Annotated in this window: 11 protein-coding genes; all 11 read right to left on the bottom strand. The window is 70.8% G+C overall.

From position 1 onward, the window contains the following. Positions 1-35: 35 nt before the first annotated feature. The 11 genes from QRN26_RS10925 to QRN26_RS10875 all read right to left on the bottom strand — a co-directional run bounded on the left by QRN26_RS10925 (position 36) and on the right by QRN26_RS10875 (position 14,098). On the bottom strand, positions 36-785 hold the full coding sequence (locus QRN26_RS10925; protein ID WP_194669298.1) for a hypothetical protein: 750 nt from the start codon (positions 783-785) through the stop codon (positions 36-38). Positions 786-855: 70 nt separating this feature from the next. Further along, positions 856-2,490 (bottom strand): serine/threonine-protein kinase, encoded by a 1,635-nt coding sequence (locus tag QRN26_RS10920; protein ID WP_285036734.1) that lies wholly within the window; start codon positions 2,488-2,490, stop codon positions 856-858. Position 2,491: 1 nt separating this feature from the next. Then, positions 2,492-3,847: an FHA domain-containing protein gene (locus QRN26_RS10915; RefSeq protein ID WP_285036731.1), complete on the bottom strand. Its 1,356-nt coding sequence runs from the start codon at positions 3,845-3,847 to the stop codon at positions 2,492-2,494. 10 nt (positions 3,848-3,857) lie between these two features. Continuing rightward, positions 3,858-4,679 carry a PP2C family protein-serine/threonine phosphatase gene (locus QRN26_RS10910; RefSeq protein WP_056008201.1) on the bottom strand — a complete coding sequence of 274 codons (822 nt, stop codon included), beginning with the start codon at positions 4,677-4,679 and terminating at the stop codon, positions 3,858-3,860. Further along, a complete protein-coding gene (locus QRN26_RS10905) occupies positions 4,676-5,188 on the bottom strand; it encodes a hypothetical protein (RefSeq protein ID WP_056008204.1) in 513 nt (170 codons plus the stop codon). The genes QRN26_RS10910 and QRN26_RS10905 overlap by 4 nt, the downstream gene beginning before the upstream one ends. Before the next feature lie 60 nt (positions 5,189-5,248). After that, complete coding sequence (locus QRN26_RS10900; protein ID WP_056008207.1) at positions 5,249-6,898, bottom strand: hypothetical protein; 1,650 nt, start codon at positions 6,896-6,898, stop codon at positions 5,249-5,251. Further along, the gene (locus QRN26_RS10895; RefSeq protein WP_056008210.1) at positions 6,895-7,839 is read right to left on the bottom strand and encodes a hypothetical protein; all 945 of its coding nucleotides are present in this window, start codon (positions 7,837-7,839) and stop codon (positions 6,895-6,897) included. Before QRN26_RS10895 ends, QRN26_RS10900 begins: the two co-directional genes overlap by 4 nt. After that, positions 7,839-8,390, bottom strand: a complete 552-nt coding sequence (locus QRN26_RS10890) for a putative T7SS-secreted protein (protein WP_327078809.1) — start codon at positions 8,388-8,390, stop codon at positions 7,839-7,841. Before QRN26_RS10890 ends, QRN26_RS10895 begins: the two co-directional genes overlap by 1 nt. Positions 8,391-8,436: 46 nt before the next feature. After that, a complete protein-coding gene (locus tag QRN26_RS10885; protein ID WP_056008215.1) occupies positions 8,437-8,733 on the bottom strand; it encodes a WXG100 family type VII secretion target in 297 nt (98 codons plus the stop codon). Positions 8,734-8,854: 121 nt separating this feature from the next. Continuing rightward, entirely contained in the window at positions 8,855-13,375 is a 4,521-nt protein-coding gene (locus tag QRN26_RS10880; protein ID WP_056008217.1) for a type VII secretion EssC family protein, read from the bottom strand. Positions 13,376-13,483: 108 nt separating this feature from the next. Then, positions 13,484-14,098, bottom strand: a complete 615-nt coding sequence (locus tag QRN26_RS10875) for a hypothetical protein (RefSeq protein WP_285036726.1) — start codon at positions 14,096-14,098, stop codon at positions 13,484-13,486. Positions 14,099-14,111 lie beyond the last annotated feature (13 nt).

Raw genomic sequence — 14,111 nt, 5'->3', positions numbered from 1 at the left:
ACAAACAAGTGAGGCTTGGAAAACGGTTGCGAGGGTCAACCCCGAGCCGGTTGTCCCTCGTCGACCGCGGCCTGCTCGGCGTGGTCGAGGAGCGGCAGATCACTGGCGTCCACGAGGCGGGTCGACACGGCGTACTCGACGAGCCGAGCGCGGCGTCCGGTCGCGAGTTTGCCGGGCCCGCCGCGCAGCCCCTGGACGCCGAACTTGTCCAGTTTGTCGCAGACGTTGTCGAGCTTGCGGTTGAACGTCGTCTGGCTCCAGCCGAGCCGGGCCGCCGCCGCCGCCGAGGCCGGGATCTCGCCACGCCCGGGCGACGCCTGCCGGAGGACGTCCTCGGCGAGCGCCACGATCAGCAGGCGCTGGCTGCTCGTGAGATGGATCGGTCCGACCGTCGTGGTGCCCGCCGTGGTCGTGGAGAGCTGGGACGGGCTGAAGTACTCGAGATCCGAGGTGATCGTGAAGTCGTAGGTCGTCGTCCCGGCACTGAAGAGCACCTGCAGTTCGGGGAAGACGATCGGCAGACGCGCACCGGGGGCGAGCCAGGCCTGCACGTTGCCGGTGGTGTCGGTCACCGTCGCGGAGAGGGTGTTGCCGATGTTCGTGAGCCACCAGAGCCCGGCGTCGAAGGTGATGCTGAGGAAGGTGCGGTGCAGGAACGGGTTCTCGTCGACGACGAGGTCGCCCTCCCGCCCGATGAGGAACGGCTGCCGTGCGTCGACGTCGTACTGCTCGCCGCAGAACTCGACGCGTACCGCGGTCTTCCTCGTCGCCTCATCCGTGGTCATCGTGTGCTCCCCTTGCTGTCCGTGGTCGTCGTGTCCGTTCCCGCCGCGCCCGCAGGGCATCCCGTCGAGGTCACTGCTGTGAGCACATCTCGAGCGGGTCCGGTGAGGTGACGCCCGCTCGGACGATCACCACCTCGATGCAGAGCTGCGCGCCAGGAGCACTCGGCTTCAGGTCGACCGCGTAGGTCGACGTCGGGACCTTCGGCGAGTCCTTGCCGCCGCTCGTCACCTGGTAGATGTAGCTGTCGCCGTCCTGCGGGTCCGGGTTGTCCCAGATGAAGGTGACGACGCTGCCGTCCTCGCTGATGTTCACGCCGAACGCCTTCGGCGAGGGGACGTCGCTCAGCTGGATCGGCGCGCCGGTCGCCGCAGCCGTCGGCTTCGGATCGGTGACGGCACCCTGCCAGACGATGCCGGCGGCGATTCCACCGACGGCGAGCACGGCGACGCCACCGACCACGAGCCACCGCGTCAGGCGGCGGCGCTTGGCGAGCCTCGCGGCGTCGTCCGTCGGGTCCGTCGTCGGTTCGGTCGTGGCCGGCTCGAGGCGGTCGCGACGGATCGTCTCGGAGGGTGCCGAAGCGGAGGCACCGATGACGATGGGTGCCGACGGCTGGATCGGTTGGACGAGCGGACCGGCCGACCGCACCACCGTCTCGTCGCCGAGCGCGGGCTGCACGCCCGGCCGGGGCTGGGCCTCCACGGACGGCACCTGCCGGACGCGGGTCTCGTCGGAGGCGCTGGCGCTCGGCTCCTGCCGCGGGGCCTGCGACTGCGGTTGCACGAGGTTCGGGATGTCGATCGGCGTCGGCGCGTAGGCGAGCTCCATCTCGACCCGCTGCAACGCGCGGGCGAAGTCGACGGCGCTGTCGAACCGGTTCGCGCGGTCCTTCGCGAGACCCTTCTGCAGCGTCGCGACGAGCGAAGCGGGTGCATCGTCGCGACCGAGCGGGGTGACGGTCCCTCGTTCGATGCGGCTGATGAGGTCGGCCGCGCCGTTCGACTGGCCCGGGATCTCGAAGGGCGTCCGTCCGGCGAGCAGTGTGTAGACCGTGGCGGCCAGCGAGAAGACGTCCGACCGGACGTCGGGTCTCGGCTCGTCCTCGAACATCTCGGGCGGCGACCACGGGATCGACAGACCGACCGTCTGGGTACCCGAGGCCCCGGTCGAACCCACGTCCCCCGGGCGGCCCTCCACGGCGGACGGCACTTCGAGCTCGACGGCCTGCGAGATGCCGAAATCGGTGAGCGCGGGCCAGCCGTAGGCGTTCGTGAGCACGTTGGCCGGCTTGATGTCGCGGTGCAGGATACCGGCCGCGTGCGCGGTGGCGACCGCACTGGCGAGGCGGACACCGGTGCGCAGCGCGTCGGCGACGGGGAACCGGCGCAGCTTGGCCTGTTCGGCGAGGCTCGGCCCGGCGCAGTACTCCATGGCGAGGTACGGCCGGCTGTCGGGAGCGACGTCAGCGGTGTAGATCGTGACGATGTAGGGGTGCGCCGACAGCTGCGCCATGAGGTTCGCCTCGGCGACGAACGCTTCGCGGGTCTGCTCGCTGAGGTGCTCGGCGAGGAGGACCTTGACGGCTACCTGACGCCTCGGCAGCTGCTGCTCGTACAGGAAGACGTCGGAGAACCCGCCCGCTCCGAGCTGTCGTTCGAACCGCAGTCCGGGGATGGCCGGCGGTTGTGAGGGAGAACGACGCACGTCAGCCCTCTCGGACGCGGAGTGCGACGCCGCCGCCGAGGTCGATGACGGTTCCGACGATCACGGGGGTCGACTCCCCCGGCCGGAGGGACTGCGGCGCCTGGCCGGGGAGGACGACCTGGGTGCCGTTCCGCGAGTGCAGGTCCGTGACGACGACCGTTCCGCCCTCGACTGCCACGCGGACGTGGCTCCGCGAGATGTCGTCGCCCGCGAGGGTGACGAGCGTGGGGACGACCGATGCGGGGACCTGGGAGACGCTCGGTGCCCGACCGAGGACGACCGGTGACGCAAGAGACTGCCGGGTGCCGCCAGGGAGCTCGAGGTAGGTGAGCGGCGTGGCCGCCGGAGTGGTCGACCGGGCAGGCGGGGTCTCGGCCGCTCGACGTGCACGGAGGGCCGCGAGGTCCTCAGCGAGGATGGTGTGACCGTCGTGGTCGCCGAGCTCCGTCGCCTCCGCGACCGGGGCCTCGGGCGCAGCCTTCGCCGCAGCCTGCTGCTGGACGGCGAGCTCGGTCGCCGCGCGTTCCGCGTCGCCTGCCTCATCGACGGCTGCCGCGCCGACCGGCCGGAGCACGGTCTGGCCGAACAGGAAGTCGTAGCCCTCGTCGACGGGCTCCTCCGGGGGTGCCGGGGGCGCATCCGGGTCGTCCTCATCGTGGAAGAACTGGGTGTCGGAGACGGACGGCACGACATGGAGCGGCTGTGCCGGCTCGACGGGCGTCTGCGGGGCCGACTCGTCATCGCCGATCTCGTCGTCCGGGCCGGCCGACGACGACGCCACCGACGCGGCGGGCTCCGCCTGCGATGGGACGTGCGGGGCGGCGAGCTGCTCGGCAGCGGTGGGCGAACTGATCGACGACTCGGCGGAACGGGGCGCATCCGCCGACGGAGCGGGGACGGCGGCGGTCGCATCCTCGTCGAGCGTCGCCGTGATGGAGGTGGTCCACACGGCGCCGGACCCGAGCGGCAGCCGCACACCGGAAGGGTTCGGCTGGTCGGTGCGGAGCGTCACGCTGACCGCGTCGGCGTGGTGTTCCTCGACCCAGGTGGTCGCCCGGGCGCCCAGGACCGTCTCGGTCCCGGCATCGCTCGTCACGACGGCCGCGGCGAGTCCGCGCACGATGACCGTCGCGCCCGACTCGTCCCACACGGCCGCCGCGAACGCGGGGGTGTTCGAGAGACCGCCGGCGGCGAGGCGGTCGACGATCAACGCGAGCGAGGCGTCGCCGGGGAGGTCTGCGGCGAAGGCCGCAGCCGCGGCGTCGTCGCCCTGGGCGTCGACCAGCACGAGCCTGCCGGGCGCCGCCACAGCGAGCCAACGGCGGACCTCGGCCGGTTCCATTTCGTACGAGTACACGGCCACTCCTCTAGCCTCGCGGCATCGTCTCTTCAAGATACCCGAGACCACCCGCGTCATCGTAGCCGGGCCCGCTGGACATGAGCGAGGTCGACACGACATCGACGACCAGCGCGGTCACGTTGTCGCGTCCGCCGGCAGCGAGCGCGAGCTCCACGAGGCGGTCTGCGGCACCCTCGAAGCCCTGCGAGAGGACCTCGGCGATGCCCTCGTCGGTGAGCTCGCCGGTGAGCCCGTCGGAGCAGAGCAGGAACCGTTGCCGTCCGGCGACCGGGAGCAACCAGACGTCCGGGTCGATGCCGGCCTCGACGCCGATCGCCTTCGTCACGATGTTGCGGTCGGGGTGCTCGCGCGCCTCCGCCTCAGTCAGGGAACCGGCGTCGATGAGTTCCTGGACGGCCGAGTGGTCGACGGTGATCCGCCGGAGCACGCCGTCCGTCCACGTGTAGACCCGGGAGTCCCCCACGTTGAAGACCATCCAGTGCAGATCGGTCTGCGGGGACAGCGCGACGAGGGCGAGACCCGCGACCGTCGTTCCGATGACCCCGTTCGGTGTCGGGATGCTCCGGATGACGGCGTTGGCCGCGACGATCGTCGTCACCACCGCCTCGGTCGTCGTGGGGGTGCCGACCGGGATGCCCCGTTCGAGCGCGGCGGCCACCTCCCGGCTGGCGACCTCGCCGCGTTCGTGCCCGCCCATGCCGTCTGCGACGACGAAGGCCGGAGCGCCCGCGTAGAAGGCGTCCTCGTTGAGCCGTCGGACGAGGCCGGTGTCGGTGCGGCCCTCGCTCCGCAGGACGTGGGTGGATCGGGGCGTCTCGATCGTCGTCATCCCGTGCCTCCCAACGCAGCGGGGAGGGTCGGCACCTCGCCTGGCCAGGATCCGTACCGGGCGTCGAGGTCGGAGCTGGACAGCTCCACGGAATCACCGCCGGCGTACTGCTCGGACGCGATGTCCAGCGTCGCGAGGATCGCGATCGTCGACTCGACGGTCTGCCCGGGGGCGTCAAACGCGAACCGCACGAACCGACCGCGGTCGAGCTCGTCCTGCGAGGCGAGCTGCGCGAGGGAGTAGTCCACCAGGGCGCCGGGGTCGCCGGTGAACGCGTCGGTGGCCGAGAGCGTCGCGGTGACGTAGGCCGTCGTGCCGTCCCAGGCGCGGGCGGCACGGAAGTCGGCGCCGGGGACCTCCGCGACCGCTTCCTCGACGGCCGCCAGGGGCCGCTCAGGGCTGCGGGTCGGGTTCCGCTGCGCCGTCGGTGCTCCGGTCCCGCAAGCGGTGAGGAGCCCCAACAGCACGACCGACACGGCCCCGGATCGGACGATGGTACTGATGCGCATGGAGGGCCTCACGGTCGGAACGGGCTGCGGAGGGGCGACCCGGTGGCAGGCCGCATTCGATCATCTCCGCGTAGGACTGTAGTCGGTCACCTGTTGATCACCGCTGAAGAAGCCACTCGCCGAGTCCAGGTACGACTCGACGCTCGGGTCTCCCGACGACGTCGTCTGATCCGCCATGATCTCGTACCGCTGTGCATTGTGGGCACCCGCGATCCCTGGATCCTGCTGTTCCGGATTCACGCCGCCGAGTCTCGGTGCATCACCCTGCACGGTGGTCCAGTTCGCCGAATCCGGGTTCCCCTGCCCGTCGAGACGCGCGACGGGGTCCTCGTTGAACTCCATCGAGAGGACCTGCACGTCGTCGGGGATGTCGAACCGGGCGATCGGTGAACCCGCGGTGACGACGTGGGTGACGTTGTACCCGAGATCAGGATCCGAGGCCAACAGCCCGGCCGTGATCCCGCCGAGACTGAAGCCCTCGAGCATCACCGGGTCCGTCGGCGAGATGCCGGCCGCAGCCATCGCGTCCTTCACCGCCTGACTGAGCGCGGTCTGTCCGCCCTGCATGGCCGCGATGTCCGAGGTGAGGTCGTTCGAGATCGCTCCGCCGTGCGGGTCCCAGACCTGCGTGCTCGGGATCTGCACGATCCAGCTCGGCGGCGGTCCGGCCGACTGGATCACGCGGATGTTGCTGAGCTCTTCCTCACCCTGGTCGATGTCGGCCGAGCCCTGCATGAGGTCACCGAGGTCGGTGACCGTCCGGTCCCGAGGCACGGCAAGCGGCTGCGTCGGGTTGTCCGGGTCCATGGCGAGGCCGCCCTGGCCGTCCTCGAAGAGTCCGAACCGGCCGCCACCACCGGCGATGGCCGCGATCGCCTGTTCATACGTGAGCGGCGGCCAGCCCTGGCCGGTGAGGACCGACATGAGCCCGTTGAAGCCGGGGACCAGGCCGGGGAGGAACGTGAGGCCGGCCAGGAGACCCGGGGCACCGTCGGTGAGGATGTCCGCGATCCAGGCGTTCTCGCCCAACCACTCGTTGGCGGCCTGAGCCGCGACCGGGGCGAGGTCCTGCAGCCTCGACAGCGCGTCGGCGTAGGTCGCCGCCGTCCGGTCGACGACCTCCTGCGGCGAGTAGGCGGAGACCGAGTTGGTCGCGAACGCTGCGGCGACTCCGGCGGGCGACAGCAACAACCAGGGGTTGTCGCCGATCTGATCCAGCGTCTGCTGGGCGCCCTCCACCAGCGAGTCGACCCCCTCGACGACGACGTTCACACCGGCGACGGTGAGCATCCACGCCCCACCGACCACCACCACGCCCGCCGCGATGACGAGGCCCACCGGCACCGCCAGGACGCCGATCACGAAGGCGACACCGTTGTGCAGCGCGACCGTCGCCGCGGCGATCATCTGGTCGGCCGTCTCGTACGCGACCACGGCGCCCTCGAGGAAGACGGCAGAGACGCCGGTCTCGGTCGCGACGAGCAGCAGGGAACCGGAGGCCAGCACGATGGCGCCCTCCGCCGCCGCCCCGGTCATCGGGGACAGCAGCATCGACTCGAGCAGATCGCCGTCGACGGCCTTCGCGGCGGCCGTCCCGGAGCGGCCGATGAGCTCGTTCGAGAGCGTGGCGAGTTGCTGGGCCTGCAGACGCATGTCGTCGAGCTTCGCGCCGACGCCGCCTGTGCCTCCGGAGACCGTGATGTCGCTCATGCCCGTGCTCCCTGGATCTGGGCCGCGATGGTGAGCACCTCGGCGACGATGTCCGCGCGCCGAACCGCCCGGAGCGAGACCCGGCTCGCCTCGGCGACGGCGGTCGGATCCGTGCGCGACGGATCGATGTCCGGGGTGTCGACCGTCACGGCCACCCACCCGTCGGAGCTCCGGAGCCAGGTGTCCGTCCACCGGCGTGCTGGACTTCCGAGCCGGGACAGCGCGTCGAGCCGGAACCCACCGTCGATGCGCTTGGCGAGTCCACCGAGGAGGGACGCGGCCTGCGGACTGTGGAGCTGCTCGACGACCGCGCCGACGACATCGGGTCGGTCCTGGCGGAGGGCGAGCACGAGCGCCTCGGCATCGGCGAGCGGGAGGACGACGACGTCCGTCGAGCGGCCTCGGGAGTCGGGGACGTCGTGCAGCGCGGAGAGTGGTCGGAGGAGTTGCTGTGCCAACCCGGCCGTGTCGAAGGCGCGGATCTCGATCGCGTCCTCATCGCGTGCGGCCGTGCCGTGCTCCGCGAGCGAGGCATCCGAGTGATCGACCCGCTGCGTCCGCAACAACGCCAGGGCATGCGCGCCGATCACGGAGACGGACTGGATCGCCGTCCGGTCCAAGGTCCAGCACGACGAGTCGACGGCCGCCGTCGCGAACTGGGGCATCGACAGGAAGGCGGCGAAATCGGGATCGACGTCGGCCGTGAGGTCGTCTGGAACGCCGCCGTCGCCGTGGGCGAGGAGTCGTCGCTCTCGGAGTCGGGCGACGGCTCGCAGCTCGCGCTCGCGGATCTCGTCTGGTGACACCTCGGAGCCCCACTCGGTGTGGAAGGCGTGGGGCAGCACGAGGTGCGGGGTCCGGTGCTCGAGCACGTGCAGCTCGTCGGCGGACAGGAGGAACGCGGCGGCGGCGGGAGCCGGCCGGGTGCGCGTGGTGGTCATCAGGGGGTCCATCCTCGGCTGCGGTAGAGGTCGGCGAGATCGAGCCAGCCGCGATCGCCGGGGCTGGGGAGCGACGGGGTGGAGGCGACGATGTCCTTCGCCTGGTGGACGAGGAAGTCCGGGACCTCCTGGCCGAAGAACTCGAACACCTTCGCGGCCCCGTCCTTCACGGTCTCGACGGCGCCGGAGACGAGGTTCACCGCGTCGTTCCAGCGGTCGCCCACCCAGCGGGCGGCGTCCTCGATCATCTGCTTCACGTGGTCGACCGCGGTCGCGTGCTCGTCGAGCTTCGTCGCGGCGTCGTCGAGTTGCGTCGCGGAGGTCTCGAGCGACACCGCCCGGGTGCCGAGCTGCTCGACGAAGGTGTCCGCGGCTGTCGAGGTCCACGAGAGCTCGGCTGCGGATCGCAGCTCGCCCGCCCTGCCTCGGACCTCGGTCGCGAGGGCCCGGAGCTCGGTCGCCCGGAGTCTGATCTGCTGGGTGTCGCCGTACACGGCTCGCTCCTCGTCGGTTCGTCGGTTCAAGGCTCGACAACGACCGCGCGCCCTCACCGACGAGGTGTCGGGAGGGCGCGCAGAGCGAAGCCGACGGTGGTGACTACTGGCCGGCGCCGGCGGCGAGCGCCGCGTCGGTCTGCTCGAGCGTGGTCACAGCGTTGTTGAGGTAGCCCGACAGCTTGTCGAGGTGCTGGATGGTGACCGTCGCGCTCTGCGTGAAGGCCGTGTAGGTCTCGTTGAAGGTGCCGGACGCGGTGTCGGTCTGGAACCCGGAGGACACGAGGTTGTTGATGAGGGTCTGCAGGCGGTTGAGCGTCGTCTCGACCTCGCCCTTGCCCGTCGTCAGGTTGACGGCGGCCTGCTTGATCTCGCTGTAGTTAACGTTGATGTTGGCCATGTCTCTTGCTCCTTCGTTGTGGTCACCGGCACCGTCGGTGCCTTCATCATGTAACCACAACGCCTGTCGGGAACACATGGGGAGCACTCCCCATGCCCTCCCCGCCGGTGTCTGTCGGCCCTCAAACGAGCGGGAACTCGGGGGCGATCGGCACCTGCACGCGTGACAGCGCACCACGGTTCGCGTACATCCCGCGCCCGGGCGGGAAGTCCTTGCGGGCGAGCCGCGGGAACGTGGTCCGGAGGACGAGGTCGCCCTCCATCTGCTCCGGTTGCAGGAGGATGCCGCGCCTGGCGCTCTTGATCTCGCCCATGAGTGGCCAGGACGACGACCAGCCGGACACCTCGTTCTCGGCGATCACCAGGTGGTCGCTGCGCTTGATGGCCTTGATCAGCTCGACGAGCGGCGGGTCGGCGATGCCGTTGAGGTAGTCGGAGATCGTCTCGATGACGACGACGGTGCGCGTGGTGACCGTCTCCGCCGCGATCGCCGCCGACAACGCCTTCGCCTGTTCGACGATCGTCTCCGGGGTGACGGCCGACTCGTCGAACCGCAGTTCGCGGAGCAGGTCCGAGCGCTTGGAACCGAAGTAGACGAATCGGGTCGCCGGGTCGAAGCGGCGCATGGCACCGACGAGCGCCGCGACGGCGTTCGTGCGGCCACTCCCGGGCGGGCCACCGACGAGGAAGGCACCGGAGGGGTCGAAGCCGAGCGGCGCGAGGTCGGCGTCGCCGATGCCGAGCGTCGGGCGGTCGCCGACGCGGTCGGGGAGCTCGCGTGCTTCGATCTCCTTCGGGAGCGCGCCGATCGGTGGCGCCGTGACCGTGGCGCCGGCCCTCGACATCGCCTCGGCGAGCTTGACGGTCGCGAGCGACTGCTCCGACAGCACCGGCGAGCCGCCCAGGATGGCCACCTGGACCTCGAGACCGTCGACGATCGCGCGTCCGGCGGGCGACTCCGGCCCGAGGACGTCCTTCGGCACGCCGAGGAGCTGGTACCCCGTCTCGTCCGCCAGCCGCAGCACCACGCGGCGTTGCACACCCGCGCTGATGTTCGTCGGCACGGACCCCGGCCGGTCGGCGGAGAACGCGATGTTCACGCCGAGCTGGCGACCGTCGGTGATGAGCTGCTGGAACAGCGTGTACCAGGAGGACAGCCCGAGAGTCGTCTCGTACTCCTGCCGGAAGGACTGGAACCCGTCGACGAGCAGCAGGATCCGGCGCTCGTCGTTCCGGCCGGAGACCCGGCGGTAGTCGGTGATGGAGGACGCGTTCGCCTCCGCGTACCGGACGCTGCGGTCGTCGATGATCTCCTTGATGTGCCGGAGCAACCGGATGACCCGCTCCTGGTCGTCACCGGGGATGATCGAACCGACATGGGGCAGCGCCTCCAGCATGCGCAGGCTCCCCGCGCCGAAGTCGAGGCCGTACACCTCGACGGGCCCACCGCGCGGCGTGATGCCGGCTGCCGTCGCGAGGGTGCGCAGGACCGTGCTCTTGCCGGAACCACCGGTGCCGAAGACGGCGATGTGGCCGTCGACGTCCGGGCGGAAGTACACGGGTCGCTGCTCCTGCGAGTCGGGCAGGTCGGCGACGCCGATGAGCAGTTCGGCGTCGGACCGCTGCCGGAGCTTGCTGAGGTCGTAGACGGGCGCCAGCTCGTCGAGCCATGGTCGCCGCGGCGCGGGGATCGACGCGCGGTCGGCGGCGGCGATGATGCTGGCGACGAGCCGCTGCTGGTCGGTCGGGCCGAGGTCTCGTTCCTCCTCGGCGTCCGCGGCTCGCGGCTCCTCCCAGCGGGTGTCGCCACCGAACCGGAGTTCGCGGACCTCGATGTCGGAGCGTTCGGGTTCGTCGCTCGTCCACCCGCCGGCGTACCCGGACTGGAAGATGCTCAAGCGTCCTGGCCCGGTCTTCGCGATGCCGCGGCCGGGCACGCCGGGGTCGAAGTGCGCCGCGTCCTTGACGCCGACGACGTCCTGGCTGTCCGACTCGTCGGCCATGCGGAGGGCGACCCGGAGGTTGGTGTTGGCGCGCAGGTTGTCCTTGATGACACCGGCCGGGCGCTGCGTCGCCATGATGAGGTGGATGCCGAGGGACCGACCGCGCTGGGCGATGTCGACGACGCCGTCGACGAACTCCGGGACCTCGCCGACGAGCGCCGCGAACTCGTCGATGACGAGGACGAGGGCGGGCGGCGAGTCCGGGTCGCCGCGCTTCTCGAGCTCCAACAGGTCTTTGGCCTTCTTCCGGTTGAGCAGGTGCTCGCGGAAGTGCAGCTCGGCGCGGAGGCTCGTCAGGGCACGGCGGACGAGGTGGGGGCTGAGGTCGGTGACGAGGCCGACGCAGTGCGGGAGGGTCACGCAGTCGGCGAAGGCCGAACCGCCCTTGTAGTCGACGAAGAGGAACGAGACGCGGTCGGGGCTGTACTCCGCCGCCATCCCGAGGACCCAGGCCTGCAGGAACTCGCTCTTCCCGGCACCCGTCGTCCCACCGACGAGCGCGTGCGGGCCTTGGGAGCGGAGGTCGAGGTGCATGGCGTCCACACCACCGGAGCCCACGGTCGCGCGGAGCTGGCCGGCCCGGCGGGGCTTCGGCGGAAGCCCGGGGGTGCGGTCGTGGATCGAGGAGTTCTGCCGCCAGCGGTCGACGACGGCGTCGCTCGACGTCGTCAGCTCCGAGCCGAGCAGCGTCACCATCGAGACCGAACGCGGGAGGTCGCTCGAGTCCTCGACGAGGGCGCCCGCGTCGATCACCGAGGCCATGCGCCGGGCGTAGTCGAGCGCCGTCACGGGGTCGATGAATTCCGGACGGGCGTCGTCGACCGAGTACCCGAGTCGGACCATGCCGACGGTCGCGGGTGCGTCGACGCCTGCTCCGGCTTCGGGGACCCGCAGGAAGGTGCGGCAGGCGGCCGGCAGGGAGACGACCTCGTCGGCGATCCAGATGGGGAAGACGCCTGCGTCCGCGGCGATCTCCGCCAGCTGGACGAGCCGCGCGCGGTCGACGCCGACGTCGTCGGAGATGAGGAGCACGATCGCGGGGATCGGCGACTTCGTGCCGGTGTCGTTCGAGCTCTTCGTGCCGATGTCGGCGCCGCGTTCCTGCGCCGCCTGCTTCTCGGAGATGGCACCGCGGCGCGCGTCCCCAGCCCGGGCCGCCTGGAGCCGGGTCTGGACGAGTTCCTCGATGGCCGCCAGCAGTTGGTTGCCGCTCGACACACTATCGGCGAGGTGACCGACGTCGAGCGGACTGTTCGACGAGGAGGCGTGCGGCAGCCACTTCACCCACGACAGGGCGTTCGACCAGGCGGGCGACACGATGGCGGCGACGACGACCTCGGCCGGCGAGTGGAGCGCCGTCAGCTGCACGAGGATGCCGTTCACGGCGCCGCCGGCGGTCTGCGGCGACCCGGCGATACCGAGTGCGCCGGCGTCGTAGAGGTTGTCGATGATGGGGACGTCGGCGACCGTGGCGTACTCGTCCTTGAGCTTCTCAAGTCGCTCCTGGAACTCCGGCAGGAAGCTGTCGCGCGCCTTCGCCGACACCTCGTTCCGCGACGGCATGGTGCCGACGCCGAGCCGGAGGTTCAGGAAGGACCAGTGCTCCGGGCGGCGGGTCCACAGCAGCGGGCCGCGGGTGAGGGCGTGCTTCAGCGCCTCCGAGGTCGACGGCGCCTCGCGCATGCGGACGTCGTGCTCGATCTCCCGCTCCGCCGCGAGCTGCTTGCCGAGCGATTCGAGCCGCTCGTCGAAGATCTTGATCTGCTGCTTGAGCTTGCGCTTGTTCCGACCTCGGCCGGTGAAGTAGTTGCCGATGAGCATGAGCGGCGTCATGGCGATGAAGATGAGCGACAACGGGTTCTTCGTGAAGAAGTACATCGCACCACCGAGCAGCATCGGCGTGAGCATGCCGAGGAGCGGGAACGGCTGGTTCTCGCGCTCGGTCGGCGGCTCGGGGGCGGGGAACGTCTCCCCCGCGTACCGCTGCTCGACCCGAGGGGAGCGGTTGAAGTAGACGGGCCCGGCCTTCGGGACGACACCGGCGCGACCGACGGTCCCGGCGAAGCCGATCTCGACCTCGGTGTCGCCGATGAGCACGCGTTCCGGCTCGACCACCTTGAGCCGCGGGACGATCCCGCCGTCGACGACGATGCCGTTCGCCGCGCCGAGGTCGACGAGTTCGATCTCGCCGCCGACCTCGAGCCGCGCGTGCCGCTTGGAGACGAGCGGGTCGTCGAGGACCACATCGCAGCTCGCCTCGCGCCCGATGGTCCAGCTGCCGGCCGGCAGGGTGAACTCACGGCCGGCGTCGTCGCCCGACAGGACGCGGACGACGGCGACGGCGGGCGCCTGGCCCGTGCGCGCCGCGGAGTAGTAGACCCCGGCGTCGGCGAGTTCGATGACGGCACCGGAGCCCACCCAGGCCTCACCGATGGGTGCCTCGGGCGGGAGCGGGAGGGTCTCGGTCGACCCCGGCAGACGGGCGTGCAAGGTGAAGTCGGCGTTGGCGGAGTCGGGCCCCTGCGGGTCGACGCGTGCGATCGTCGACGCGACCTCGGCGATGCTCGCCGCCGCATCGGTGGTCACGACGATGTCGGCGGACGAACCCGACGGCCTGGTCAACGTCAGCTTGATGCGCATGCAGGGTCCCCTTGGAGGTGCGGGCCGCTCGGCGCGACCTCGATCAGCCTAGCGAGCGCCCGGACGGGCCACGATCCGGCGTGCGCCGTGTCCGAGAGCCTCGCAGGATCAGTCGGTCTGTGGGCGGACGATCTGATCGACACTCGTCACCGGAGATTCCTGAGGCGCCGGAGCGAAGAGCCCGACAGCGGGTTCTGCAGCCGCACAATCGAGGTTCGGTAAGCCGACGATGGCGTCCAGGACGGTTCGGCCGTCGTCGGTCCGTTCGAGTCGGTACTCCGCTCCGGCGGTGTCGAACGAGTCCGGAGGCGTGCCCTGCGTCGACGACCAGTCGAGCGCGACACAGGCTTGGACACTCGCGTTCCGACCGTCCGCGGACACCTCGACGCTCTGCGGCTCCAATGGCTGCGGCCCAGGGTGCACATCGGTCCGTTCGCCGGACTCGACATGATCCCGCGCGCCGCGCCACGCGGCGGACCGCACCTCGTAGGTCGACGATTCGACCAACTCCGGCAGCGTGAAGTCGTTGCGGTTCTGCGCGACGGCGAGTGCGGTCAGCGCCGTCCGTGCCGATTGCACCCAGGCGTCCTGGTCCAACTCACTCGAGGGCTCGCCGTCAGCCCAGATCACCCCGGGGAACGGCTGATCCGTCGTCGGTTGCGCCGCCGGAGTGCATCCCGTGAGTCCGAGGAGCACGGCGGTGAGTCCTCCTGCGGCCGCCACCCACGCCCGAGCC

The organism is Plantibacter sp. ME-Dv--P-095 (genome assembly GCF_030209365.1).
Classification (GTDB): Bacteria; Actinomycetota; Actinomycetes; order Actinomycetales; family Microbacteriaceae; genus Plantibacter.
This window is presented reverse-complemented; position numbering and strand designations above follow the sequence as displayed.